Annotated in this window: 24 protein-coding genes; 8 read left to right on the forward strand and 16 right to left on the reverse strand. The window is 43.9% G+C overall.

The window, feature by feature from the left end; translation table 11 throughout:
- Positions 1 to 54: 54 nt before the first annotated feature.
- Entirely contained in the window at positions 55 to 690 is a 636-nt protein-coding gene (locus IDJ76_RS13100; RefSeq protein WP_224746316.1) for an SGNH/GDSL hydrolase family protein, read from the forward strand.
- 67 nt (positions 691 to 757) lie between these two features.
- Here IDJ76_RS13100 and IDJ76_RS13105 read toward each other — a convergent pair whose 3' ends face one another.
- Positions 758 to 1720, reverse strand: coding sequence for an AAA family ATPase (locus IDJ76_RS13105; RefSeq protein WP_191163787.1), 963 nt, complete (start codon positions 1718 to 1720; stop codon positions 758 to 760).
- A gap of 6 nt (positions 1721 to 1726) precedes the next feature.
- Positions 1727 to 3109: a peptidylprolyl isomerase gene (locus IDJ76_RS13110; RefSeq protein WP_191163788.1), complete on the reverse strand. Its 1383-nt coding sequence runs from the start codon at positions 3107 to 3109 to the stop codon at positions 1727 to 1729.
- 151 nt (positions 3110 to 3260) lie between these two features.
- Between IDJ76_RS13110 and IDJ76_RS13115 the strand changes: the two genes are divergently transcribed.
- Together IDJ76_RS13115 and IDJ76_RS13120 are read left to right on the forward strand one after the other, a co-directional pair.
- Positions 3261 to 3857 carry a hypothetical protein gene (locus IDJ76_RS13115; protein WP_191163789.1) on the forward strand — a complete coding sequence of 199 codons (597 nt, stop codon included), beginning with the start codon at positions 3261 to 3263 and terminating at the stop codon, positions 3855 to 3857.
- A gap of 1 nt (position 3858) precedes the next feature.
- Positions 3859 to 4440 (forward strand): non-canonical purine NTP diphosphatase, encoded by a 582-nt coding sequence (locus IDJ76_RS13120; protein ID WP_191163790.1) that lies wholly within the window; start codon positions 3859 to 3861, stop codon positions 4438 to 4440.
- 287 nt (positions 4441 to 4727) lie between these two features.
- Here IDJ76_RS13120 and IDJ76_RS13125 read toward each other — a convergent pair whose 3' ends face one another.
- Positions 4728 to 7217 carry an OstA-like protein gene (locus IDJ76_RS13125; RefSeq protein WP_191163791.1) on the reverse strand — a complete coding sequence of 830 codons (2490 nt, stop codon included), beginning with the start codon at positions 7215 to 7217 and terminating at the stop codon, positions 4728 to 4730.
- A 51-nt stretch (positions 7218 to 7268) separates the two neighbouring features.
- Here IDJ76_RS13125 and tilS point away from each other — a divergent pair, with 51 nt between their 5' ends.
- The 5 genes from tilS to IDJ76_RS13150 all read left to right on the forward strand — a co-directional run bounded on the left by tilS (position 7269) and on the right by IDJ76_RS13150 (position 11479).
- The gene (gene tilS, locus IDJ76_RS13130) at positions 7269 to 8603 is read left to right on the forward strand and encodes a tRNA lysidine(34) synthetase TilS (protein ID WP_191163792.1); all 1335 of its coding nucleotides are present in this window, start codon (positions 7269 to 7271) and stop codon (positions 8601 to 8603) included.
- Positions 8600 to 9082 (forward strand): hypothetical protein, encoded by a 483-nt coding sequence (locus tag IDJ76_RS13135; RefSeq protein ID WP_191163793.1) that lies wholly within the window; start codon positions 8600 to 8602, stop codon positions 9080 to 9082. Before tilS ends, IDJ76_RS13135 begins: the two co-directional genes overlap by 4 nt.
- Before the next feature lie 218 nt (positions 9083 to 9300).
- Positions 9301 to 9813, forward strand: a complete 513-nt coding sequence (locus tag IDJ76_RS13140; RefSeq protein ID WP_191163794.1) for a hypothetical protein — start codon at positions 9301 to 9303, stop codon at positions 9811 to 9813.
- A 95-nt stretch (positions 9814 to 9908) separates the two neighbouring features.
- Positions 9909 to 10841, forward strand: a complete 933-nt coding sequence (locus IDJ76_RS13145) for a hypothetical protein (RefSeq protein WP_191163795.1) — start codon at positions 9909 to 9911, stop codon at positions 10839 to 10841.
- Positions 10842 to 10843: 2 nt separating this feature from the next.
- A complete protein-coding gene (locus tag IDJ76_RS13150; RefSeq protein ID WP_191163796.1) occupies positions 10844 to 11479 on the forward strand; it encodes a hypothetical protein in 636 nt (211 codons plus the stop codon).
- A 42-nt stretch (positions 11480 to 11521) separates the two neighbouring features.
- Here the strand turns inward: IDJ76_RS13150 and IDJ76_RS13155 are convergent, their stop codons facing one another.
- The 13 genes from IDJ76_RS13155 to IDJ76_RS13215 form a co-directional block, all read right to left on the reverse strand.
- Positions 11522 to 13135, reverse strand: a complete 1614-nt coding sequence (locus tag IDJ76_RS13155; RefSeq protein WP_191163797.1) for a gliding motility protein RemB — start codon at positions 13133 to 13135, stop codon at positions 11522 to 11524.
- A 27-nt stretch (positions 13136 to 13162) separates the two neighbouring features.
- Positions 13163 to 14299: a GDP-mannose 4,6-dehydratase gene (gene gmd, locus IDJ76_RS13160; protein WP_191163798.1), complete on the reverse strand. Its 1137-nt coding sequence runs from the start codon at positions 14297 to 14299 to the stop codon at positions 13163 to 13165.
- Between the two features lie 323 nt (positions 14300 to 14622).
- Positions 14623 to 15186, reverse strand: coding sequence for a DUF3109 family protein (locus IDJ76_RS13165; RefSeq protein WP_191163799.1), 564 nt, complete (start codon positions 15184 to 15186; stop codon positions 14623 to 14625).
- Between the two features lie 7 nt (positions 15187 to 15193).
- On the reverse strand, positions 15194 to 15970 hold the full coding sequence (locus IDJ76_RS13170) for a DUF3108 domain-containing protein (RefSeq protein WP_191163800.1): 777 nt from the start codon (positions 15968 to 15970) through the stop codon (positions 15194 to 15196).
- Positions 15971 to 16013: 43 nt separating this feature from the next.
- Positions 16014 to 16529, reverse strand: a complete 516-nt coding sequence (locus IDJ76_RS13175; RefSeq protein ID WP_191163801.1) for a DUF2480 family protein — start codon at positions 16527 to 16529, stop codon at positions 16014 to 16016.
- Between the two features lie 71 nt (positions 16530 to 16600).
- Positions 16601 to 18712, reverse strand: coding sequence for a peptidylprolyl isomerase (locus tag IDJ76_RS13180; protein ID WP_191163802.1), 2112 nt, complete (start codon positions 18710 to 18712; stop codon positions 16601 to 16603).
- A 94-nt stretch (positions 18713 to 18806) separates the two neighbouring features.
- Complete coding sequence (lptC, locus tag IDJ76_RS13185; protein WP_191163803.1) at positions 18807 to 19409, reverse strand: LPS export ABC transporter periplasmic protein LptC; 603 nt, start codon at positions 19407 to 19409, stop codon at positions 18807 to 18809.
- A complete protein-coding gene (locus IDJ76_RS13190) occupies positions 19402 to 20733 on the reverse strand; it encodes a hypothetical protein (RefSeq protein WP_191163804.1) in 1332 nt (443 codons plus the stop codon). Before IDJ76_RS13190 ends, lptC begins: the two co-directional genes overlap by 8 nt.
- A complete protein-coding gene (locus tag IDJ76_RS13195; protein ID WP_191163805.1) occupies positions 20726 to 21469 on the reverse strand; it encodes a type III pantothenate kinase in 744 nt (247 codons plus the stop codon). Before IDJ76_RS13195 ends, IDJ76_RS13190 begins: the two co-directional genes overlap by 8 nt.
- Positions 21469 to 22161, reverse strand: coding sequence for a phosphoribosylformylglycinamidine synthase subunit PurQ (gene purQ, locus IDJ76_RS13200; protein WP_191163806.1), 693 nt, complete (start codon positions 22159 to 22161; stop codon positions 21469 to 21471). The genes IDJ76_RS13195 and purQ overlap by 1 nt, the downstream gene beginning before the upstream one ends.
- A 45-nt stretch (positions 22162 to 22206) precedes the next feature.
- The gene (locus IDJ76_RS13205) at positions 22207 to 23190 is read right to left on the reverse strand and encodes a DUF6427 family protein (protein WP_191163807.1); all 984 of its coding nucleotides are present in this window, start codon (positions 23188 to 23190) and stop codon (positions 22207 to 22209) included.
- Between the two features lie 176 nt (positions 23191 to 23366).
- Complete coding sequence (locus IDJ76_RS13210) at positions 23367 to 24350, reverse strand: glycosyltransferase family protein (protein WP_191163808.1); 984 nt, start codon at positions 24348 to 24350, stop codon at positions 23367 to 23369.
- Between the two features lie 236 nt (positions 24351 to 24586).
- Complete coding sequence (locus IDJ76_RS13215; protein ID WP_191163809.1) at positions 24587 to 25441, reverse strand: UDP-2,3-diacylglucosamine diphosphatase; 855 nt, start codon at positions 25439 to 25441, stop codon at positions 24587 to 24589.
- Positions 25442 to 25639: the final 198 nt, after the last annotated feature.

Below are 25639 nucleotides of genomic sequence, written 5' to 3' on the forward strand. Positions count from 1 at the left end.
CTACTGATAGCACTAGCCCTAGTAACCGGTCTTTTTTTGTCCGGATGCAAAACCATGATGGAAGCAAACAAACAAACTAAACCTGCACTAACTTATCTTGCATTGGGCGACAGCTATACAATTGGTGAATCCGTCCCTGCCGAGGGCTCCTTTCCTTATCAATTATCCGCACAATTGACAAAAGCAGGTCATGGAGTAGCACAACCCGAAATTATTGCCACTACAGGATGGACTACGGCTGAATTGATAGATGCGATCAGCCACAGTGATACCAAAGGCAAACAGTACGGCATTGTTACCTTGCTTATCGGTGTAAATAATCAATACCGAGGCCAAAGCCCCGATGTTTACCGTGCTGAGTTTGTTCAATTGTTAAATACAGCTATTGAATATGCGGGGGGCGATAAAAATCATGTGTTTGTAGTTTCTATTCCCGACTGGGGTGTTACTCCCTACGCCGGCGGCCGCGACCGCGCACAGATCGGTAAAGAGATAGACCAGTTTAATAACATCAATAAGCAGGAAGCCGAAAAGGCAGGCGTGGCCTACGCAGATATCACACCAATATCCAAACAAGCTGTTAGTGATGCCGCTTTAACTGCCGGTGATGGTCTACATCCATCTGCTAAAATGTATGGGTTATGGGTAAAAGAAATTTTGAAGGTGGTGGAACCGGGGTTTAGTAAATAAGTTACCTGTTGAATTTTTCTACTCAAGAGATAACGCCCTGCTTTTTAATTAGCAAGATTTTCTCCTGTTAAAACAACTGTTCTATAATATCATTTGCAGATAAACCCTCCGCTTCAGCGTGGTAGCTACGCACAATACGGTGGCTTAGTATCGGTTTTGCAACCGCTTGCACATCTTCAATATCCGGCGAGTATTTGCCGTGGAGTACAGCATGGCATTTAGCCCCCAGGACAAGGAATTGTGAGGCGCGCGGGCCTGCGCCCCAGTTTAACAGGCGCTTAACCTGTGGGATTGCAAATTCGCTGTCGGGACGTGTTTTTGATACCAGCTTAACCGCATATTCCAGCACATTATCAGCTATTGGGATATTCCTCACCAATTGCTGAAAGTAAATGATTTGGTCGGCGTTGAGTTGCTTGTTTACAGTTTGCGTATTGGTGCTGGTTGTATTTTTCACCACCTGCAATTCCTCTTTAAATGACGGATAGTTTAAGGCTACATTAAACATAAACCTGTCCAGCTGTGCTTCGGGCAGGGGGTAGGTGCCTTCCTGCTCAATAGGGTTTTGGGTAGCCAGTACAAAAAACGGCTTGCCCAATTTGTGTGTAACCCCTGCTGCTGTTACCGATTTTTCCTGCATAGCCTCTAAAAGTGCGGCCTGCGTTTTTGGCGGGGTACGGTTTATCTCATCAGCCAGGATAATATTAGAGAATACCGGGCCGGGAATGAATTTAAAGTTGCGGTCCTCGCCCAATATTTCCGATCCGATAATATCAGAGGGCATCAGGTCGGGCGTAAATTGGATGCGCTTAAAATCAAGGTCTAATACTTGTGCAACCGTTTGTACCAGCAAAGTTTTTGCGAGGCCAGGTACGCCAACCAGCAAACAATGGCCATTACTGAAAATAGAGATCAGTACAAACTTCACCACCTCATCCTGGCCAATGATAACCTTGCCAATTTCTGCACGGATCTGCTGGTAGGCCTGTTTTAGCGCATCAGCAGCCTCTACATCTGAGCGGTGTTGCATAATCAATTATTTTGAAGCGACCGGCGCGGTACTCGAAGCCGTGATCCAGCTTTTTAACGGTGGGCACTGCTGGTATTCAGGGTCAATTTTAATAAATGTTTCTTTACGGCGCTTTTCAAACCACTGGCTCACGGTGCGGTTAAGTTTATCGGCCATGGCATCGTCTTTCAACTTGGCAAAATCCTGTTCTAAACTGGCCTTGTGGGCGTCAGTTACCGATTTTAAGTACAAAATTTTAAAGCTTTTTTTACCGTTTTGTGCATCGCTGAACAATTGTGGTTTGGAGATCTCGCCAACTTTCATCGTATCAACGGTTAGTGCAACCTGCGGGTCAAGCTTATCAGTTGGGATAAAGGTACTGCGTGTTTGCACGTTCTCTGCATTCAGCATCATACCACCGTTGTATTTGGTTTCGTTATTGTCTGAAAATACAGAGGCAGCATTCGAGAAATCAAACTTCTTCATGGCGTTCATTACCTTATACACACTGTCGGCAGTTGCTTTAGCCCTGTCTAAACTTTGCTGGGTAATGGCAGGGGTAACCAGTACGTGGCGCGCGTGTACCTGCTCGCCGCGGCGTTCAATCACCTGTAAAAAGTGGAAACCATTTTCGGTCTCAAACACCGGCGAAATTTCGCCTGCCTTTAATTTAAAGGCGTTGGCGGTGAACTCCTTTACCATGGTACCACGGTCAAAAAAGCCCAGGTCACCACCCTCAACTGCCGACCCTGGATCCTGCGAGTAAGAGCGGGCAATATTGGCAAAGTCTTCACCTTTTTTTACACGGGCCCTTAATTCTTCGGCCTTCTCTTTATAATACTGTTTTTCTTCCTTATTCAGCTTTGGCGAAAAAACGATCTCGCCTACTTCCACTTCTTTGTTATAAGATGGCAGGCTATCTTTCTTGGCGATATAAAAGTTCCTTACGTCCTGCGGGGTAGTGTTCACCTTTTCGGTGATCTTTTGCCTCATGCGCTGGGCAATCAAGCCTTCTTTAATATCCGGGCGAAGCTCATCTTTATATTGGATAACCGAACGGCCCAAAAACGACTCCAGTTTATCCTGGCCTCCTGCGCGTTGCATGAAAGAACGCATACGGCGCTCAATATCGGCATCAACATCTTCATCCTTAACGGTTACGCTATCGATGATGGCCTGTTGCGCCAATAATTTTTGGGTAAGTTTATTTTGCAGGATAATACATTTGAAACCGTCGTTTGGTTGCTGGCCGCTTACCAGGTATTGTGCATATTCCAGCTCGATGTCTGATTGCAGGATAACGCTTGCGCCTACAACAGCTGCAATTTTATCAATAGTACGTTTCTGCTGCGCATGCGCTACAGACAAGAACAGTAAAATATTTAGAAGGGATAGTCCTAATTTTCTCATGAATTTATTCAAATAATAACACGGGTGCTTAGTCCGTTAAAGTGCAAATTTCGGTAAAATTTATTAATAATGGAGTATAATTAACCCGTTGTGCGAATATGCTGATAATGCTTCAACTGGTTTACTTACTTTTGGTTAAAATATGTTAAATATGAAAGTTGAGAATCCGCAGGCCTTCCGTTTTATCATGCCGGACGAAATCTATTTACTGGATCAGGACAAAGGGGATAAAACCACAACATTGGCAGAAAATCCTGTTTTAACTCAACCTGCGCCTGAACCTGTACTTGCCCCGGAAACTGAAATAGAACAGGTTATCCCGCCACCGCCCGCCGCTGCCCAGCCGGTTGTTGTACAAACGCCGGGTTCAGCGTTTAATTATCTGGGTAATAACAATAAACGTTTTTTGATCCTCACCAGTTACCATAACGAACAATTTATAGCGCCAGCTCACCAGGCAGCTTTAGAAAATATTTTAAAACGGAAGGAGCTGGATCTTAACGATGTGGTGATATTAAATACTCACACTTATCCAGAAGCTACAATCAAGCAATTATACGGCCATTTTAAACCCGATAAGATACTGATACTGGGTGCAAATGCTATCCCCGAAGGTTTAACCAAACCAACGCTTAACCAGCCCGTGCGAACCAGCACCATTGCCATACTTTATAGTTATAGTTTTGATGAAATGATGGATAGTAACGAGAACAAGAAAGTCTTTTGGGAACAAATGAAAACATTATAATATGCAGCAATTAGTATTTGCCACCAACAATAAGCACAAACTGGAAGAGGTAGCCGCCAAGCTTAACGGTCAGATAAAATTACTCAGCCTTGATGATATTGGCTGCCATGACGATATTGAAGAGACCGGCCTAAGCTTTGCCGAAAATGCCTCTATTAAAAGCAGGCACATTTTTTATAAATACCACGTAAATTGTTTTGGCGACGATAGCGGGTTAGAGGTAGCGGCTTTAAATAACGAGCCGGGCATTTATTCGGCCCGCTATGCGGGTACGCATGGCAATCATCAAGCCAATATGGATAAGGTTTTGGAAGGATTAAAAGACAGCGATAATAGGAGCGCCCGTTTCAAAACGGTGATATCCTTAATGTGGGAGGGGCGCGAACACTTTTTTGAAGGTGTGGTTGATGGCACCATCCGAAGGGAACGCAGCGGTACAGATGGCTTTGGGTATGACCCTATATTTGAACCCGAAGGATATAACATCACCTTTGCGGAGATGAGCATGGACGAGAAAAATGCCATCAGCCATCGTGGCCGCGCCATGGAAAAGTTATTGGCGTTTTTAAACGAATTGGCGTAAGACCTAACGGGTAAGGGTAGCACCTACGGCGCAAAAAAACCTGGTTTTTATCAGTTGCTACAAAGCGGTAGCCTCTGCGAGGCAGATCGTCAATATTATTATTTACACTCCTTTATCCAATTAGCAGCTGCCACAATTTAGAAATGTGGGTCACTGATTTTAGGCCGTTTTTAACGATTATCCGTCAAAAAATATAGTTGTTGAATGCAACGCTGCTCCGTTAGGAGCTATCGCTTTGTAGAAATGAAGTGAAGTTGCTTTTTGCCGCGTTAGCGGCTACCCTTTTCCTAATTCACCGCCGGTTTTTTGCTATCAGCTGTAGGCGTTTTCTCCGGCGCAGCAACCGGCTGCTTTTTTCTTTCTACCGAATCTTTTTTAACCCGGGTAGGGCTGTTAACGGTTGAATCCTTTTTGATAGGGTTTACCGGTGCTCTTTTTATATTTATGGAATCGCCCGCTGCGCGTTTGGGTACACCACCCATCTGCTTGTTAAGCGTGGTATCGCCTACCATTTTTGGCACGGGTTTGCCGCCTATTGGTGGCTTTTTACTTAATCCTGGTTTAACTGAGCCTGTTTTGGCAGGCGGCGGGTTATGCTTGCGGTTGTACGATGGCAGGATGGATTCTTTAGATACCGGCCTATCTTTGGGCTTCCATTTAAAACTTTTCAGGATACGTTCATCCTCCTTGAAATTGCTCAACCCGGCAAACCGGTGGTCGGGCTGAATTAGGAAGGTGATGTTTGATGCAGAATTATTTTTGAAGCGGATGCGCATGCGGCTGCTTAACGAGCGCTGCATTTCTTTCACCTTTAAACTGTCGCGGGTAAAGTAAATACTCTCGGCGTTGCCGGTCACGTACATGCGGTCAAGCTTATCATTACGGAAATAGCCTTTCATTCGTTTACCGGCCACCTGGTTGAAGTGGATAGAATCCTGCTTCTCGATATTGACGATCAGCGCCTGCGGGAAAAGGTCCAGGTTATCCAGTTTCTTGTTATGCATTTGCATATAAATAGTATCGCCGGATAGTTGTGATCCCCGTGCCCAGATAATCGGTTCCAGATAACAGCGGATGGTTGAATCACTGTAGCTGTAAAACATCGAATCGGCCTTTGCCTGCAAATCAGATTTAAACAGCTTGGCATGGTGGTGGGCTATCACGATCCGTATCCTTGCAGTATCGCTTAGCACCTTTAACTTGTATGGCCTTATTTCAGGTTCATCGTCGGCAGGGTCGGGCTCGGGGCGGCGTTTTGGTTTTGGTTTACCGGCGACAGCAGCTTTAGGTTTGCCAAAAATATTTTTGTGATACATGGCGGTATCAATCTTAAAGCGGGTAAAGCTGGCAGTAAGCAGTTTGGAGTTAACAACGGCCACCGGCTTTTTTACCTTAACGGTAGTATCGCGAATGTGGGACAGTCGCAGTTTTTCCAGCATGATCTTATAATCTTTATAAGTCATGATTTTGGTCTCCAGCGAATCTGCCGATATATACACCGAATCGCGCTTGACACGTTCTTTTGGTTTACCGGCCGAATCTTTGGCTGCCGTTAGTGTTTTTAACTGCGGCATCGCTAATGATTTGATGGGGATGCTGCCCGGTGGCACCTGCCGCTTTATTTTTATGACGGTATCTTTCGTGGGTAATTTCAACCGAGGGTTAATTGCCCTGGCCTGCTCCATTAACGATAACGGCACTTTCACGGTTGTATCCTTATTAAGTCCTTTCAGCACAGGCATACTTAACCCCGGTAAAGCAACGCTTCCTACTGTTGGTAAGTTAACAGACACCGGTTTACCGTTTACAAGGTTAGTGCCGGTCGGTTTTTTTTTGCTGTTGGCAACCGAATCTGCCTTGAAGGCACTATCGGCTTTGGCGGTGGTATCACGCTCCTCCGTAATAACAACTACAGTCGGGTCAATAGTCGCTATGGTGCTTTCGTCAGCTTTGAAATAGGTAATTAAATCGCCGGTCATCATTATCTTTTGCTCGGTATCGGTAAATACTACATGTTTTACCGCCTTGCCAAAGCCCTTAACCTTGTCATAAAATAAGCTATCGCCCTTTAAACGTTTGGTGCCCGATTTGTATAAATTCTTTTTCCCGAAAAAGGCCTGCTCGGTTATGGTATTGTATAATCCGTTCTCGGTATACAGGGTATCTTTTTTATCCTTGGTGTCATAAATGTTCGATGGGCCTAAAAAGTAAGCAATCCGCACGCCGGTGTTGTAGCGCAGGGTATCTGTCTTGATCAGCGCATCTGGTGTAACCAGTACCACATTATAGCGAAAATAGGCATCGCGCGACCGAGCAAAATAATACCCGTTCTTGCTGGTCAGTACGTTTTCTTTATTGATCAGCTTGCCACCATCAAGATAAGTGCCTATGCGGGTAGCCGTATTGTAGGTTAAATAATTGGTGGTTAAAATAGCGTCTTTATCAATCATGCGCACATTGTTGGTAAGCAGGGCTACTTTGGTATTGCCGTTATAGTTCAGCTTGTCCGAGTAAATATTCAACGTATCGCCCTGGGTAATGTGCACGTTGCCAAAAGCATCAAAAGCGTTGCGTTGCGGATAAAAGTAAGCACTATCTGATGTCATGATCGAGTAATCCTGCTTAAATGATCCCTGGTAAACTTTGATCACATCCTCACCGTCGCGCTTTACATTCTCAGAACGGTTGGATCTTTGCAATATCACTACCGACTTTTTTTGCGCAAATGCCCCAAAAGTTGATAGTGCCAGTAAGATGCTGAAGACATATTTTATCACGAGGGCAAAATTAGTTTTTTGCGGGGGTTATTAAATTAATAATTTTGGCTTATGCTTCCTGTAAAACAGTTTGTTGAATTTATCGAAATAAATAAATTATTTGACGCCGATACAAAAATATTGGCTGCTGTTAGCGGGGGCATGGATTCTGTTTTAATGGCGCATTTATTAAACGCAGCCGGTTATAATTTTGCTATTGCACATTGTAATTTTATGCTGCGCGGCGATGAAGCCCTGGCCGACCAGCAATTTACCCGTTGCCTTGCACAACAACTGGGTGTAACCTTACATACCACCAATTTCGATACTAAAACTCACGCTTCCCAAAACCGGGTTTCTATACAAATGGCTGCGCGTCATTTGCGCTACCAGTGGTTTAACCAGCTCTGTGAAACAGGCGGTTACCGGGTAATTTCGCTTGCACATCATCAAAACGATGCTATCGAAACAATATTGTTGAACCTTACCCGCGGTACGGGCATTGCCGGTTTGCATGGTATTTTACCTCTTAGTGGTAACCTGGTCAGGCCCTTGCTCTTTTTAAACCGGGACGAGATCGAGGCGGTAGTTGAGCAGGAAGATTTGGCTTTTGTGGAAGATAGTTCCAACGCATCAATCAAATACGCGCGTAACAAGATCCGCCACGAGGTGGTGCCGGTGTTGAAGGAGTTAAACCCCTCTATCGAAAAAACTTTTGAGCGAAATTTAAAGGTTTTTAGAGATTTGGAGGTGCTTTTAAACCAACAAACAGATCTGATTAAAGAGAAAATTATGTTTGTTCATAACAATGAGGTACACATCTCCATTGCCGATATTAAAGCCTTAAACCCGCAGCGGCTATTGCTTTTTAAACTGTTGCAGCCTTACGGTTTTATTGATACGATGGTTGACGATCTGATCTCGTCACTTGACAAACACGCCGGCCGGGTGTTTGAAAATGGAGAGTATACATTGGTGCTGGACAGGGAGAGGGTTATCATAAGTAAAAGAAAAAATGCGCTGGCCGAAGAAGTGGCTATTAATCCAACCGATAAAAACATCGTCTATAACAACTATAAGCTGGCATTGCTGCATGAGGATAGCGCACTGATCGTAAAAAGTAACCCGATGACGGTTTCTGTAGATGCAGAATTGTTGGTTTATCCGCTTACCATCCGCCCCTGGCAGCGGGGCGACCAGTTTTACCCGCTGGGGATGAAAACGAGGCAAAAGCTGAGTGACTTTTTCATTCATCAGAAAGTGCCGCTGAACCGTAAAAACGAAGTCCCGGTGTTGGTGAACGGCAATGGCGATATTATTTGGGTGGGCGGTTACCGCTTAAGCGAAAGGTATAAAGTGAGTGCGAACACTAAAAAAGTTATTATATTCGAACTGATAAAATTATGAGCGAGAAAACCGTTTTTGTAGAAAAGCAATACCTGGGCCGGGAGTTTATCCCCATTACTATCCGTTTGGTTTTGGCTATGTTTTGTTTTGCCGCCTACTTTTTTACTGACGAGCGTGAGCGCAATGGCGACCTTTTCCCGATCATCGGGTTTGCTATTATCATTATATCCATTATCATGGGGTTCCTGCTCCATTTTAAAACCATAGTTGAAAATAAGAGCGTTATTTTAGACGGCTTGTGGACCACCCGCCGCGTAAAGATAGACCTGAACAGCATTGTAAAAGCCGAGAAGGGTACCTATAGCCGTTATTTGTTTAACAACCCGGTTTATAACCTGCACACCAAAGGCACCATCCGTTTCTTTACAGCAGGTAACGATGCCATCCACCTTACCGACCGAGACGGTCTGCTGTACATCATCGGCTCGCGCCAGGCCAATGAATTTTTAAGGGCGGTTAGGGAAGAGATGAAGAGGTAGGGGATTTGCCTTTTTAATCCTCATCGTTTTATGTTTGATATTTGTTGTAAAATTCATTTTAATAACTTTTATAACATACAATTTGTCTATAGGTTACAAAATCATGACAAACTGCGTAAAAATACGCCGTTGGCGAATTGCGTACTTATACGTATTGCTTTATACAACATTAGGGCATAAGTTTGCGTATAAGTAAACCAAACCTCACAATCTTATCCATGAAGAAATTATTTCCAATACAGAACTGGGCTGTTTTTATGGCTTTTTGCGCTCTCATTATCGTTGTTTCCTGTAAAAAAACGGTCATTAATGATGAAAAACCTGCAGCAGGCACTGATGTATTGGCGGCGATCAGAAAGCTGAAAAATAGCGAAAGGCTAAATAGCCAAGAAATTTTACAATCGCTTAATAAAACTTTAACAGCCGATCAAATGGCTGAATTACAACTTTCCAAATCGCAGCAGAGCATCATAAGAGGGCAACATGTGGTACGCATACCAATTGCCGAGCATTCGGCCATGTATTTTACCAAAAAGAACGATTCGGTGAGCAGCTATGCTTATAAATGGCGGGATAATCATTCTGGTTCTAAATATTTTAGCGGAGATGTTTTTGCACTGTCATACCAAGCAGGCGATTCAAAAATTCTGCACTATGACAAAGGTAAACTTAATGTAGAAGATGTTTTTATTCTTCAAGTACCTATGCCAGTTTATCCAAGCAAAGGGTAAACAATATCCCCGATTTTTTTGCCCGGCTATGGTGCTGGTTAGTTGATAAGGATTGGAATATAGATAACGAAAAAACTTTCGCAGCTGATGAAACAGTGTTTAGTTGTTTACGAAAACAAGGTGCCAGTGCCGGCGGCGGAACTACTGCTGGCAATGATTATTGGGGGATAGCGAGTGGCGACATAACCTATAATACGCCGATAGATTTGGGTGGTGGGCTTTTAGTTAGAGGAGTAAATTATGGTAACGGTTCAGTTTGGGTACACGTAAGTCAACCAAATCCCATAACGGGTGGCTGCGGTCCGGATGGTACCCAAATCTCCGACCCGGGGACAGGTTGTTCCGTCGCGAATAATAATTGGGAGAATATTGAAATAATAAACGAATATCCTTACGAGGATGATCTTAATTATGTCTTTGAAGTGGGTATCGCATCGGCAAATGAAATCGAGGGATCAAACAATCCAATTTTACCGTCAGACGGAACGAGTTATCAAGAATATCAAACAGGTGCTCCCTGGCCAACTGTTAGTGATGTTATGGGTTGGAACAACTTTATTAAATACGATGGTTCAAAATGTTTTGATTTGGCCAAAAGACAATTAGGAAAACTTAATTACACCACTACAGGTTGGTCGTCAACAAGTCCAATGATATTCAAAATTTATAATGAGACAAATATTCCGACGGTAGATTTGGTTGAAACAAGGAAAGCAATAACTTATCTTAATCAAGCTTTACAAAATGGTATTCCTGTACTTGTCGGAGTTGATTATGCTGTGGGAAGCCCAAATTACGACAATACAACAGATCATTTTGTTGTGATTGTTGGTGCAGGAACAAACGCAAGTGGCAAATTTTACAGGTTTTATGATAACGCAACTAATCTGCCGGGAAGAGGTACGAGCACTGGAAATAAGTTATATTTTAATGAGTCTACTGGGCTTATTTCTGGTCATTCTCAAGTTGGTAACTTTAGTGGCTTAACACTTAAAATCACACATGTTCGTAAAAGCGTTAAACTATAAAAATGAGTAAATATAACTTAGTCATCATAATCCTGGCTTTTCTTCATTCAGTAAGCTATGGGTCGGTATTAAAGAACGAGAAATCGTTTGAACATTCAAGAAAATTGCCGTCGATAGTTATCAAGCCAAATCCTCCGGAAAGGCCGGCGGCGACTTGCATCAAATTTCTCCGATGGTATGTCTCCGAGAATGCTTGGTTAGAAAAAAATCATTTTTTTAAAATGGGTTTGCCAGGCGATACAACGACACCTTACGTAGTCAATTACGAAAATCTTAAATTGTATAAAATTAAATTAAAAAGAAACGGTCGCGTATCAGACAAACTTTTAGATAATATTCAGATGCGGTATGATTCTGCAGCTAATTATTTAAAAGTAAACCCTCAAATTGATGGGCCAGTATTTGGATTCGACACAGACCCGCTAATACAACTTCAGGAAGAAGATATGTTAACCAACTACATTAAGAAAATTAGAGTAGGTAGCGTAAGAAAAGAATATGGGAATTGCTATGTTAGAATCACAGTAAGCAAAGATTTGAGCTATATTTTTGTTTTAAGTAAATATAAAAACGTATGGTTGATAGATTCCATCAGTCCACGTTTTGAACACCCATTTAAAGCGAAATTGCAAAATTAAGTAAGCAGGCAAAGCCTGTTGTCTCTTTCCCCCAAAACCCCTTTAATGCTTATTATAACTCGCCAGATCATTATAAATGGCGCGGAACGAACTGCGCACACCAAAGGTTATCGCGGCCGACTTATCTGTAAAAGCACTGTTCTTTTCGTTACGGTACACGCCGCCAAGCTCTAACCTAAGGTTATATTTGGGGTTGAGCAGGTAAGATACCTTGCCCTGCACGTACACCATATTGGTAGTTAAGCCCTGGCCAATGTAATTGCCAAATTCAGAAGCCGGGTCTTCATAGATCAGGAAGATATCTTTACCGTAGTTTAAATTATTTTGATCGAGCCCGTAGTGGCCGTAATCCAACTCGCCCGAAAAATCAAACCGTTTATAGGAATAGCTTAATAAGCCCAAAAACTCCCTGAAGTTGGCCCCCCATGGGTGTGCCAAGGGTTCGCTGGCGCCGGAGAAACTGATAATAGACGACCGCTCTGAATAAGTGAACGGTTTAACGTTGTTGGTTTCTGCCAGGTAGTTAAGGCCTTTAACCCCAAACAGGTCAGCACCCCTTATGCCCAGTTGAAAACCGTATTTGTTACGTGAGCTGCCGCTGTTAGAGAAAAAGCTTTTGGCCTCAAACTCATCTAACGAGAACTGGCCGTAGGCGGTAAGCCCGTCGGTGATCTTGTACTTTGTTGTAAAACCTATCAGGGCGTTATCAGGCGAACCATTTGAAGCCTCGATAGGGCGCAGGAAGATCACCGGGTTAATATAACTCAGGTCGAACCCGCGGGCGTGGCCGTTATCGTCCGTATTGGGCCAAATCACTGAGTCGAAGAAACCGAGCGATACCCGGTTACTTACGTTCCAGTCCAGGTAGTGAAAAACACCCCACTTTCTGCGGTTATTAAACTGATCGCTGGTAGATGTTGGGTCAGAAAAGTTACCCCACATGGCCATATATCTTACGTTGCCTAAAGTGGCGGTAAGCTTCAAAAAAGGATAGGGGCTGGAGTAATCTGACAAAAGTAGCGAGCGGTAGCCGTCGCCGATAAAGTTACGGTCGCGGCCGGCGGTAATATTGATGTATTTATTGGGCGTGTAAGATGCTACAGCTGTAATGTACGACCAGTTGTAACCGGTAGGGTCGCTCAGCCAAACGCGGGCGGGTGCCTGCCCCGGCACTACCGCGGTTTGGTTAATATAAGTGGCTATGTATTCGAGCGGCTTTCCACCGTTTAAAAAACCAGCCGCATAGTAGGAGAATTTTTTACCTACGGTACCACCAAATTGTAAGCCTAATGAGGTTAAGTAAGTTGGCTTTTTTTGGCTGAAATCCCGGCCGTAGTTAAAATCGGGCAGCAGGTCGGTATAAAACGTGGAGTTTTTACCGTCGGCCTCTATCTGGTGGCCGTTAAATAATTTGCTGAAACTGCTTCCTTTACCCGTCCCGCTGCCATAATTCATTAATGAATCGTAATGGAACCGCAGTAAGGAATCATCGGCAAAAAAAGGTTTTAACGTACTATGCACCCTTGTTTTGGTTGAGTAAACATCGCTGTTTAGCTTTTGATAAAAATCGTAGCTGTAAGGCTGGTATACCGATTGAGACCGGGCTACGCCTGCCGCAAATAGTAAGATTGTAAAGCTAATTAAGAGTTTCTTCATATAAATATCGGGGCCAAATTGCGGCCACTATTCAAAATAATTCAATGTTTTAAACCCGCCCTGTTTAAGGTGCTCATCCTTTTTTGCCAGGTTAAGGTCGGCTAATACCATCTCGGTAACCAGTGCCTGTAAATCGTATTGTGGCACCCAACCCAATTTGGCTTTAGCTTTTGAAGGATCGCCGATGAGCAATTCAACCTCGGTGGGGCGGTAATATTTAGGATCAACCTTTACAACGGTTTGGCCAAACCTTAAGGCATCGGCATTAAGGCCAAGCTCCATAATGCGTTGCTCATCTATATCGATGATCACACCTTTTTCATTCTCGTTCTTGCCACTAAATTCTACCTCGATGCCTAATTCGCCAAAGGCGAGTTTAACAAATTCGCGCACGGTGGTGGTTACGCCCGTAGCGATAACAAAATCTTCGGGCACATCCTGCTGCAGCATCATCCACATAGCGGCCACATAATCTTTAGCATGGCCCCAGTCGCGCTGTGCGGACAGGTTACCCAAATAAAGCACGTTTTGTAAGCCCAGGGCTATCTTTGAAACCGCGCGTGTAATTTTACGCGTAACAAATGTTTCGCCGCGTACGGGGCTCTCATGATTAAACAAAATGCCGTTGCAGGCGTACATACCATAAGCTTCGCGATAATTAACAATTATCCAGTAGCCATACATTTTTGCCACGGCATACGGCGAACGGGGGTAGAAAGGTGTTTTCTCGCTTTGCGGCACTTCCTGTACTAAACCATAAAGCTCTGATGTGGAAGCTTGGTAAATACGGGTTTTGTTGGCAAGCCCTAAAATGCGGATGGCTTCCAGTATCCGCAGCACACCTATACCATCGGCATTGGCCGTGTATTCGGGCGTATCGAAGCTTACCTTTACGTGGCTTTGGGCACCCAGGTTATAAATTTCGTCGGGCTGGGTTTCCTGGATAATCCGGAGCAGGTTGGTAGAGTCGGACAGGTCGCCGTAATGCAAGTGCAGTTTAACGCCTGCCTCATGCGGGTCATGATAAAGGTGATCTATCCTATCAGTATTAAATGATGATGAACGACGTTTTACCCCGTGTACCTCGTAGCCCTTCTTGAGCAAAAACTCTGCTAAGTAAGCACCATCCTGGCCGGTTATACCTGTAATGAGAGCCTTTTTCATCAATTTATAATTACGATGCTAATTGTTTGCTGCAATATTATCCAAATTAAGGCAAATTATCATATAAAAAGGCATCGGGGGTGTTGCCAGGGGACTTACTCTAAAATTTGCAACTGTCTTTTTTTTGGCTAAAGCCTCTTAAAGGTTTTGTTATCGACCGTTGGCTAAAGCCAAACGGCAATGAACAGAATTATTAAACAAAAAATTGCAGTTCTAATTCATTGCCGTCCCACTTTAGTGGACGGTAATTGATCAGGAAACTACGGCTTAAGCCAAAACCATCTGCAAGTTTTAAAAGCTATTTTCCATTCGCCCGCCCCGGTTTAGATCCCCGCAATGGTATCTTCCAGTTCGCGGTACCATTCTTCGCCATATTTACGGATAAGCGGGCCTTTCAGGAACTGATAAACGCTCACTTTTAGCTCATCGCCGAAGCTGCAGGCCGGGCTGCAAATGCTCCAGCGGTCATAATTTAAAACGTCAAACTCGGGGTAAGCAGTGATACGGATAGGATACAGATGGCAGGAGATAGGCTTTTGCCAGGTAATGGCACCCTGCTCATAAGCTTTTTCGATAGCACACTTAGTAATCCCATTCTCCCAGATCACATAGGCGCACTCTTTATTGGTATCTACGCAAGGGGTGGTATAATCGCCTTCAAAGTCGGTAACATACGTACCAACTGTTTCGACAGTAGTAATGCCTTTGGCGGTCATATATGGCTTAACCTTCGGGTAGATCTCGTCTAACAGGTCCAGCTCGTCGTAATTTAAGGGCGCGCCCGAATCGCCTTCCAAGCAACAGGCCCCTTTACATTTATTCAGGTTACAAACAAAGTTTTCCTTAATCACATCCTCGTGCAGCAACACGCTTCCAACTTCAATCATTATTTTTTTATTTTTTTATAGGATTTAAAGGATATTTTAATCCTTTAGCATCCGAAAGGTCCATCACCAGGCTACCCACTACCAACTCCACATGCGCCTTAATAGGGATACGGTTGGCATCATCGGTAACCCAAAGATACAGCATACTATTTTTACGGAAGATACGGCCGGGGATGATAGTAGGGTTAAATTTTAAACAGTTAAAGGTGCCCAACGCGCATTTAACCTTTTCGCGGCCGGCAAAGGTAATGGTCATGGAGTGGATGCCATCTTCCAGAAAATACCTTAACTCCAGCTTTTCGCCAATTTTAAGGTGCGATACATCCAGGTTGCGGGCGTAATAATAGGCTGATAAGAAATCGAATACATTACCGGTAAACGGAAAGCTGCCCTTATCGGCGGATATTTTATGCTCTTTATGGTCGAAGGTTACCTTATCGGTATGCTTATAGCTGGATTCATGCCTGTCTTCCTGGTAATAATAAGGCAAAAGTGTTTTGGGGTCAATAAACGTTTCGTAGCGGTTGCGCACCTTATAAAAAACATCAAATGTGCCCGCTGTTTTGGCATCGGCCACAATATGCAGGGCAGGGTGCCCATCAAATTTTTGAGTGCTATTCTCAGTTCTGATCACCGCTTCAGCGGCGGTAAAAAAGCCGTATTTTAATTTATAAGTGATCTGCTCGCCTGCCTGAAAGGCAACCTGGTCTGTTTTGGCGGCATCCTGGCTAAAAGTCCGGCTTACGCTCAGCAACAATAAAAGGGCTAATAAGTATTTATTCATTTAATTGATTTACAACGCATAGACCACGCAAAACCCCAACGGTTTAATCTTTGCGTTTATAAATAGGCACGGTTGAGCAGGGCTCGCCAAACATGAGGCTCTTTGCTACTGGTGTTAAACGCTGTGTTAGCTCTACATAGGCCGATACCGGTACAGGGATATCGCCGCAGCCTTTTATCACCAGCCGCTGGTCGCGGTATTGTTCAACATCCAGGCGGGCCATCTCTTTTACATATAATACGGTTTCCAATACGTCCGCATCGCCAAAAACTACTTCACGCGCGTAGGGTGCCAGTCGGTTGGCCAGCAGCATGTACGCCCAGGCGGGTACAATGGCATCGGCACTGCAGTACAGGCCCACGTTTTTACCCTGGTATTGTGCCCAGTTGTGCCCTTTCACAAACTCGCGGAAATCCTTTTCGCGCAACATCAGGCCATGAAAAAGGTTATCCTTAATATCATAAAGCACGCGCTCGCCGGGCGCGTAAAACTGTGCCGGGTCTAAAGTGACCAGCCCGCTTTGCGCAACCTTGTTGATTATATTTTCCTGTATTTCCATTTGCTCTTAAATAAAAAAATCCGGCAACAGCTTAACGCTCTTGCCGGATGTAAAATTACTTTAAATTTCGCTTATAAGAACTTAGCTCTGTTATCTTTTACATTCGCCTTATCTTTCAGGGCATCCAGTATCTGCCCTTCAGAACGTTGTAGCAACGCCTGGCTCAATTGTTGTTTCTCCCTAACCGAGTTGGTTAACTGTGCAGGGTTAACGAAACTATCAACCGTGTAAACGTATACACCTTGCACGCCTTCAACAGGTTTTGATAATTTGTTTGGCTGCGAGCCAAATATCGAACCTACCAACGCATACTCCGCAGCTGCACCGGGGATAACAGGGTTAGCAAAAACGATGTTTTGTACAGGTACCACTTTGCTGCCGGCTTTTTGCGCAACTTGGTCAATAGAAGTTGAACCGCTTAAGGCACTGTTAAATTTAGCGGTAAGCTCTTTAGCCTTAACCATGTTTTTAACAGCAGGCTCAATTTGTTTTTTAACCGCATCTAAAGGCAACAACCCCTTAGGCTTAATAGCTGTTAAACGGGCAACAACATATTTATCGCCAACGGTAAATACCTGGTCAGATACATCACCCTTTTCTGCTTTAAATGCCCATTTAACAACGTCACGCGCTGCATCTAAACCCGGGATGGCAGCAGCGGTACCGCTTACATCTTCGGCATTACGCTCGGCAAGGTTTTGTTTTTTGGCCTGTGCATCAAAATTATCTTTATTTAAAGATACTAAGAAAGCCTGCGCCTTGCTGTACACCGCAGATTGCGTTTTGCTGCTTGCCTGTAAAGGTTTGTCAACAACTGCAACCTTAACCACTTTTGATGAACCTTTTTGGTTAACAATGTTTAGTAAATGAACGCCGAATTGTGATGTTACGATTTTAATATCGCCAGGTTTGCCGGCAAATGCGGCATCATCAAATACCGGTACCATAGCGCCACGGCCAAAAGTGCCTAAGTCGCCATTTTTCTCAGCAGATGCTTTATCGATAGAGTACATTTTAGCTAACTCGCCAAATGATTTACCGCCTTCGATCAGTTTTTTCAATGAATCGGCCTTCGCGATAGCTTTATCAACGCCGCCTTCAGCAGCCGGGTTTAATAAGATGTGGCGCGCGTTAACAGAATCGGGCCCAACACGTGAGTCGATTAGTTTAGCAATTTTGTAACTGCCGTTAGCAATGTACGGGCCGTAGATGAAACCTTTTTCGGCACTAAACATAACCGAATCTAAACGCGGCTCAAGCGCACCCTTTTTCTGGAATACGATAGGTGTTTTTGTTTCAGAATTGATCTGTACAAATAACGAATCGTGGGTGCTGGTTTTAAAATCACCCGCCAGCTTATCAACCTGTGCCTTAATGGCTACAGAGTCGTCTTTAGAAGGGGCCGCGTTAAAGGCAACATAATTAATGCTGCGCAGTTCCTGCTGGTTTTTAAACTGATATTTATGATCGTTATAGTAGCTGTTATAATCATCGTCGGTCAGTTTGATTTTGCTATCCGGAATTGAAGCATAATCAAGCGTAGCATATTTGAAGTTTACCAGTTTGTTTTTTGACAGGTAATCGTCTTTAGCATCCAGCGAGTTCACATAAAGGCCGTTAGTTACCAACGACATGTATTTTTGAACCCGGTGGCTTTCTACCAACTGATGCACAAAATCGGCCCAGGCGCGTAATTGCGCGGTATCAGCCTTAGGGCTTTGTATGTAGCTTAAAAACTGGTTATATTTTGCCTTATCTAACTGCCCGGTTTGCGGATCGGCAAACTGACGTGCAATTTGAGGATCGGGGTTGTTACCAGATATCATCGACTGCATTTCTGCATCGCCAACTGTAAGGCCCAACTTATCAATCTCTTTATTTAAAAGCAATTGGCTTAAGTAAGTGTTCCAGGTGGTTTCCTGTAAGTAGCTGTTAATTTGTGGCGTAAGCTCCTGGCCGCCCGATTGCTGCCTGAACTGTTGTGTAGAGGCGTCGAGCTTTTTGCTGAATTCAGCATAGCCTATAGACTGGCCGTTAACTTCACCAATTTCTGAGGCATTGTCTTTAAAAAAAGAACTGCCCGACTTTAATACTTCACCTGCAATAAAAGCTAAAAGCGCTAATCCAATAACACCTGCGAGAATCTTTCCCATTCGCTCCCGCAAAAAACCCATTATACCCATAAACTATCTAAATTTTATATTTCTCAAAAAGAGGCGCAAGATACAATTTTTACTAAAATTCTATAACACAAATTTTTGCGTAAAATTCAGGGCCTTATTGCGCTATGCTATTATCCACATGGATAACGGCAGTGGCGTTCTGGAAGATGGGGTGGAGTAACTTATCATCGCTTACAAAGCTGGTACCGGTCATTTGATCGCCGCCAACTTTGGTCATCAAAACGTTTTTGGTAGAGTAGATCTGTTTTTTGCCCTGATCGTAAATCAATTCTTCCGATTTGTAAACGGTGCCCTCGGGGTTTGTGGCCACTACGTTTTTACGGAAGATGATCAATTTTTCGGTTTCGCGCTGGATGCCCGTATCTGCTACGATATTACCAATCTGTTTAATGTCCACATCGTAAAAAACCACCTTAACGCCGTGTGGCATCAGGGTGATGGGCTGTTTCTTTTTGTCTTTATAAGATATGGAGAGCGGCGCGGTAAGTTTTAGCTTTACAATCGCCGAGTCGCTAAACAACATCTCGACACCTACGGTTTGACTAATATCTTTGGTAGAATCGGCAGCGGCTATAGCCCTTACTTTGTTTAAGTCGTTTTCGCAGGCGCCAAATAAAAACAGGCACATTACAATTGCCGGCAAATAAAGCTTCAGATATTTTACCTGCCCCTGCTGCATAAACGGCTTGTTAATCAAATTTATATTTCTGGAACCACCTGTCGTTAAGGGTGAATGACAGGTGTATGTTAACGTAGTTTTCTTTAATTAAACCGTTAGTCAGCGTTCCGCGCTTGCCTACTTCGGCACCGAGGTTAATTTTATAAAAGCTCGTATTGTTATTACCCGGTCTTAACGGTAAGCCCAGGCCGAAGGTAGCCGCGTACCTTTTAATGCTGGTGTTATTGGCCAAAATATAAGTTTGATCATATATGGCGCCCAGGCGATAATCTACCGATGCAAAATAACTGGTTAATGAGCCGATGTTTGGCGTAAACTGCCCACCTACATTAAATGTTTTGCTATCCTGCAGGCCTTTGTTAATTCCTGCAACGGTCAATTTTGACCACTGGCCCATCGAGTAGTCGGCGCCAACCAGGTATTTACCGTCATATTGATAAGAGATACCAAAACGGTTTATCAATGGTAACTGCACTTTGCCCTTAGGGTCTTGCCTGTTCACCAGGGTATCTGTTGCTAAACCCGGTGTGCCGCCCGCTTCAGAGAAGTAGCTGCTTACCACATAGCTATTTTGTGTGGTTAATTTTGAGTTAGCCACACCAGAGTAACCCAGCACCAGGTGCTTTCTTTCGCTAAAGTCGATAGTATATTGCGCGCCGTAGTCAACATTAAAACCATGTATGCTGTTGCTCTCTTCAGTTCTTGAGTTGAGGTTAGCGAAAAGTGTAGGGATTTCTGTTGATTGCGTTTCTTGCAGGTTACCAAACAGGTAAGAAGCATTTGCACCTAACGTTAAATGCTTGCCTATACCAAAACCATACCCTAAAAATATTTTGGTAAGACCGCCGTTGCCCTGGTACAGATAATTTACAGCGTTGGTATCTGCCGGTAAACCGGTGCCAAAGTTTGGCAACACCTGCCTGTAGTTATAACCTAATTCACTGTAAGGGGTTAAACCAAACGCCAGTGCCGATCTTTTTGAAACCGGTACGGCAAATACGATATGATTTACTTTAAAAGTTGAGTTGGTTTGGCTGCCAAAGCCCGTTTTGTTTAAAGTATTGATACTGCTGCTTAAGCCTATATCAATTACAGTTAACCTTAAGTTTGAATACGAAGCCGGGTTTAGCAAGTTAACCGTGTTAAAAAGGTTAACGTTATTGGTAGCTACGCCGATACCACCCATTGCAGCATTTTGTGAAATTGCACCTGAGTTTAGTTCGCCCAGGCCATAACGGGAATAGGGTGAGCTGGTAGTTGCAGTAGTGGCATTTTGCGCATTTACACCAAATGCAGTAGCAGTAAGTAATATCAGAACGATGAACCTTATATATTTAATCATTATGCTTTTGTATAGCTGCGTTTAATCCTTTAAGAACCAGGTATGGCTCAATTTTAATATAGGGGGCAAAGATGCTATTTTTTAACAGCGTATCAAAAAAAATACTGTCGCCCCCGCTTAGTATAATATTGTACGCTTTTTGTGTTTTTATATAGTTATTTATAAAGCCTTCCAGCTCATATTTTATGCCGTTTTGCACGCCCGATTTAATAGCCGATTCGGTATCGTCGCCATATGCTGCATCAAAATCGCTATCGGCATTGATGAGTGGCAGCGCGGCTGTAAATTCATTTACCGCTTTATAACGCATTTTTAAACCCGGTGATATACTGCCGCCAAAATAATTTGCGCCGGCATCTATATAATCATAAGTGATGCAGGTGCCGCCGCTTATTACAACATTAGCAACAGCAGGGTACAGGTAATTTGCGCCTATTACTGCTGCAAGCCTGTCGGCTCCCAGGGTGCCGGGTGTTTTATAATGATTATTAATGCCGGCCTTTATCCCGCTATTAAAGTAAACTACCGGGTGCTTATCAACCAATGACAAATGCCAGGCTTCTTTAACTTGCTTTACAGACGATATGATTGTTTTACCGATAATGTTACTGCCGATAAAATTTTCTATCTGTCGTATATCCGGCTGTTGGTATTGCTCAACTTTTAGCAGATCATCCTTTTCAAAAATAGCGATCTTGGTAAAGCTGTTGCCAATATCAATAACCAGGTTTGTCATCAGGCGTTAGCCAGTGCTAATATCGATTCAAATATGGCCAGGCCATCCTGGTTAGCTAACAATGCATCGGCAGCGCGCTCGGGGTGTGGCATAAAGCCAAACACATTACGGGCCTGGTTAGTTACACCGGCTATATTCTCGATAGAACCGTTAGGGTTGGCGTCGTCAACAACGTTACCAGCTGCATCGCAATAGCGGAACAGTACCTGGTCGTTATCATTAATGGCCTTCAAAACATCGGCATCGGCAAAATAATTGCCCTCGCCGTGTGCTACCGGGATCTTTAAGGCGCGTTGCGGGTCTATTTGGCGGGTTACCAAACTGTTTGTTGTTTGCGCCTTCATGTGGATGTTGCGGCAAATAAATCTGCGGGTGTTATTGTGCAATAATGCGCCTGGTAACAGGCCTGCTTCGGTCAGTATCTGGAAACCGTTGCAAATACCCAGAACGTTACCGCCTTTGGCAGCAAACTGAATAACCTCTTGCATGATAGGTGAAAAACGGGCGATTGCGCCCGAGCGCAAATAATCGCCAAAAGAGAAGCCGCCCGGTAAAACGATGAACTCGGCATCTTGCAGATCATGGTCTTTATGCCATAACCGCACCACCTGCTGGCCCATTACATTTTGCAGAACGTGGATGATATCTTCATCACAATTGGAGCCCGGAAATATTACTACGCCAAATTTCATGCTACAAAACTAATATAACCGCTGAAATTTGAACGAATGTAAAAGTTAAAAAGTGTTAAACTGAAAATATATGATGCTGATCAACAGCAATAAATATAAACTTTCGTAAAACCATTTGATATGGGCATTGATAAAGTAATAGCTAAAAAATACCGCTGCAGGTACCGCGCACAGTAAAAAATGGTTGAGATTGAATTCGCTTTTTACGTAAAAGGAGAAACCCGCTATCAGGAAGATTATAAACAACAACTGGAAAGATTTACGCACCTGCACGTAGCTTTTAAAATAGTTTTGCTGCAGTTTAAAGAAGTAAAGCACCAGAATAAGCAGTACAGGTACCAAAACCAGATAGTTAATATACTTGATATGGATGGCCGGGAACTTAGTACCAAGGGGTGCCCAAATGTCATAAAAGCTGCCCAGCCGGTTGTTCAGATAATAAAATACGGCAAAGAAAAAAAATACGGTAAAGTAGCCTAACACGCCCGAGATCCATTCCCGCCAGTTGAAGGGCTTGAAGATAATGAGGGCTATCCAGATAGAAAGAAACAGGTATATGTAGGGTAAATATATCAACGAGCCCAGTGCTACAATAATGCCCAGGTCATAAGCGGTGGATTTTGCGTCGTCGCTTTTGTAAAGGCTTAGTAATTTAAACAGCATCCATATCACCAGGAAATTGCAGATGAGCGGCGCACTTAAAACCATAAAGGGTGTAAACAACGCAGTAACGGTCACATACATCAGCGCGGGCAAAAAGGAGGGCTTACCCAATAGGTTAAAATGGTTAACCATATAGTTTACTAACACGGCCTGGACCAAAATAAGCAGGGCGGCTAAAAAAATGTTGGTGAACGGCGCGAATGCGTACTCGTATGATACGGGGATGAGCAGGCGGGCAAAGGGTTCGACAAAAATAAATTCAACCTTACCGGGAAGTTGCGCCAGGTAGCCAATACGGGTAATGAACAATAATACGGCCAGCCATAAAATATTGATTGGGTTGTATATCTTAAAAAGATTGATCATTTACCGGTGGGCTTTGCGGCAAAATTAACAGAAAAAGCGGAGTGTTTGATAGCTTAGTTTAAATCTATCGTCTAAAGAGTAGGGAGGGTAAGCCGCTGGTATTAATGTAAAACACTTCCCGGCCATTTCACTTCCCGGCGCGCCCCTTCCCCGGGGAGGGAATTGAGGTATGAAAACTACCTCGCGTACTGTTTTACCATTCGCTCCACTATCCCTGCAGTTTCATCAGGGAAGTTTACACTGATGCGGGTATCGTCGGCCAGCCATTTGTTAATGCGGTTCACAAAATCGCTATTAATGGTTTCAATAACGGCAACCCCTAACCGGGATGCGGCAAGGGCATTGCATTGCTGCTCGTACTGGCCGCGCATCGGGATCATCAAAACCTTCTTCCCTAAAAATAAAGCTTCGGCAGGGCCTTCAAAGCCACCGCCGGTAAGTAAGCCCTCGCAATTGGCCAGGCTGGTATTAAAAGCCTCATTATTTACCGGGAACACCTGCACGTTGCCTTCGGTGTAAGCCTTTTTTGTGCGCTTGCTGAATATGTGCCATTGCGCATCGGTCTTGCTCAGGTTTTTTACCAATGTAGCGTCGCTGTAAGCGGGCAGATAAACCGTATAGTGGCCTTGGTTAGCGGTTTGCATACTGCGGATATCGCTGCGGATAACCGGGGTGTTGATAAAATCGGCATAACGCTCAAAATGGAAACCGATATGGTGCGTAGTAGGCGAATAGTATTTAAAAAGCCATTCGGCATAGTTCCATTTTTTAGGGCGGGGTGTATTTTGCGATACGAAGGAGCATTGGTGACTTAATGAAACCGACTCGATGCCCTGCAGTTTACAGGCCCATGCGCTTACGGGCTCAAAATCATTAATGATCAGATCGTATTGCTTAAGGGGGATATTGTGCATATCCTTCCAAAGCTGGCGCAGGTTCATGAGCTTAAAGGTGGCCCAGTTATCTACCCCGCCTTTTTTGCCAAACACAAAGCTAAACCCGTGGTACTGGTATTTAAGCGGCTGGCTTAAACTCACCTCGGCCTCGGTGCCGCTAATGAGCAGGTCCACCTCGCCGTATTGCTGCAACAAGGGCACAATTTCACGCGCACGGCTAATATGGCCGTTACCTGTACCCTGTATACCAAACAATATTTTCATGCAGATAGAATTGTGGGCAATTTAGTAAACAAATATGTTTTGTAGGTGAATAAATGGTAAAGTAATTATATTGGCAAGGTTACAAGATAGTGCGGTGATAACACCGACCATAGGCTGAAAGTAATTATGGAAGGATTGATTAGAGCATTACAATGCCTCTTATAAGGGTAAACAATTGGTACGCTAACGGTATGTCCTACGAACAAAATGTAATTAACACGTCTTTGAGCGAAGCCCTATCCCGGTTCCTGCCTAAACCGTTCCAGCAGGCTTTTAACATCCAGTTTGGCATCCAGGTCTTCGGCGTCGGTAACGTCGTCTTCGTCGTTATCGGTTTTAAAGTCGTCAGCATAGTAGGTGAAAACCTTCCAGTCGCCCTGGTTATATTCAAGGGCAGTTAGACTTTCCACCCAGTCGCCACTGTTGAGGTACAGCACCGAGCCGGTGTTCTCGGTCGATTGGATCTGCCTGATCTCGGCATGGTGAATATGCCCGCAAATTACGTAGCTATATTGTTTCTCTACGGCCAGGTCGGCAGCGGTTTGCTCAAAAGCGTTAATAAATTTTACGGCGTCTTTAAACTTGGCCTTTATTTTTTGCGAGAAGCTCATTTTAGGCCTGCCCATAGCAGTAAGCAACCAGTTGGTCATGCTGTTGATCAGGATGAGCGTATCGTACCCCACAGCCCCCATTTTAGCCAGCCATTTGGAGTGCTGCATGGTCACATCGAAAACATCACCATGAAAGATCCAGGCTTTTTTGCCATCGATGTTCAGTACTATCTTATCTAAAAGCTGGAAGGTGCCCAGGTTAAAATCGGTGAATTTACGCAGCATTTCATCATGATTGCCGGTGAGGTAATATACAGGCACACCCTCGGTAACAAATTTGAGGATGCGGCGCACTACCTTCATGTGGCTCTCGGGCCAGTAAGATTTACTAAACTGCCAGATATCGATGATATCCCCGTTGAGGATAAGCATTTTTGGCTTAACGGATTTGAGGTATTTTAAAAGTTCTTTGGCGTGACAGCCATACGTGCCCAGGTGCACATCTGATATAATAACGATATCTACTTCGCGCTTTGCCATCAAAGTTTTGGGGTTACTATTCCTGCCGGTAATTTAAACCGGAAAAATATTGCAGGGATGCTTTGGCGACGGCTATTCTTCGTCGTCCTCTTCATTAACCTTTAGTTCGTAAGGGCTTAGGTAAAAGATGCCTAACAGCACCAGCAGTCCTACAACAAACAAATAAGCAAATTCAAAATTCATCACGTATTGTTTTTA

This window comes from Mucilaginibacter glaciei (genome assembly GCF_014773245.1).
GTDB classification, from domain to species: domain Bacteria; phylum Bacteroidota; class Bacteroidia; order Sphingobacteriales; family Sphingobacteriaceae; genus Mucilaginibacter; species Mucilaginibacter glaciei.

Coding starts and splice junctions, on each gene's coding strand:
- IDJ76_RS13100 (WP_224746316.1), top strand. CDS start 55: ATGATGGAAGCAAACAAACAAACTAAACCTGCACTAACTTATCTTGCA.
- IDJ76_RS13105 (WP_191163787.1), bottom strand. CDS start 1,720: ATGCAACACCGCTCAGATGTAGAGGCTGCTGATGCGCTAAAACAGGCC.
- IDJ76_RS13110 (WP_191163788.1), bottom strand. CDS start 3,109: ATGAGAAAATTAGGACTATCCCTTCTAAATATTTTACTGTTCTTGTCT.
- IDJ76_RS13115 (WP_191163789.1), top strand. CDS start 3,261: ATGAAAGTTGAGAATCCGCAGGCCTTCCGTTTTATCATGCCGGACGAA.
- IDJ76_RS13120 (WP_191163790.1), top strand. CDS start 3,859: ATGCAGCAATTAGTATTTGCCACCAACAATAAGCACAAACTGGAAGAG.
- tilS (WP_191163792.1), top strand. CDS start 7,269: ATGCTTCCTGTAAAACAGTTTGTTGAATTTATCGAAATAAATAAATTA.
- IDJ76_RS13135 (WP_191163793.1), top strand. CDS start 8,600: ATGAGCGAGAAAACCGTTTTTGTAGAAAAGCAATACCTGGGCCGGGAG.
- IDJ76_RS13140 (WP_191163794.1), top strand. CDS start 9,301: ATGAAGAAATTATTTCCAATACAGAACTGGGCTGTTTTTATGGCTTTT.
- IDJ76_RS13150 (WP_191163796.1), top strand. CDS start 10,844: ATGAGTAAATATAACTTAGTCATCATAATCCTGGCTTTTCTTCATTCA.
- IDJ76_RS13155 (WP_191163797.1), bottom strand. CDS start 13,135: ATGAAGAAACTCTTAATTAGCTTTACAATCTTACTATTTGCGGCAGGC.
- gmd (WP_191163798.1), bottom strand. CDS start 14,299: ATGAAAAAGGCTCTCATTACAGGTATAACCGGCCAGGATGGTGCTTAC.
- IDJ76_RS13165 (WP_191163799.1), bottom strand. CDS start 15,186: ATGATTGAAGTTGGAAGCGTGTTGCTGCACGAGGATGTGATTAAGGAA.
- IDJ76_RS13170 (WP_191163800.1), bottom strand. CDS start 15,970: ATGAATAAATACTTATTAGCCCTTTTATTGTTGCTGAGCGTAAGCCGG.
- IDJ76_RS13175 (WP_191163801.1), bottom strand. CDS start 16,529: ATGGAAATACAGGAAAATATAATCAACAAGGTTGCGCAAAGCGGGCTG.
- IDJ76_RS13180 (WP_191163802.1), bottom strand. CDS start 18,712: ATGGGTATAATGGGTTTTTTGCGGGAGCGAATGGGAAAGATTCTCGCA.
- IDJ76_RS13190 (WP_191163804.1), bottom strand. CDS start 20,733: ATGATTAAATATATAAGGTTCATCGTTCTGATATTACTTACTGCTACT.
- IDJ76_RS13195 (WP_191163805.1), bottom strand. CDS start 21,469: ATGACAAACCTGGTTATTGATATTGGCAACAGCTTTACCAAGATCGCT.
- purQ (WP_191163806.1), bottom strand. CDS start 22,161: ATGAAATTTGGCGTAGTAATATTTCCGGGCTCCAATTGTGATGAAGAT.
- IDJ76_RS13205 (WP_191163807.1), bottom strand. CDS start 23,190: ATGATCAATCTTTTTAAGATATACAACCCAATCAATATTTTATGGCTG.
- IDJ76_RS13210 (WP_191163808.1), bottom strand. CDS start 24,350: ATGAAAATATTGTTTGGTATACAGGGTACAGGTAACGGCCATATTAGC.
- IDJ76_RS13215 (WP_191163809.1), bottom strand. CDS start 25,441: ATGGCAAAGCGCGAAGTAGATATCGTTATTATATCAGATGTGCACCTG.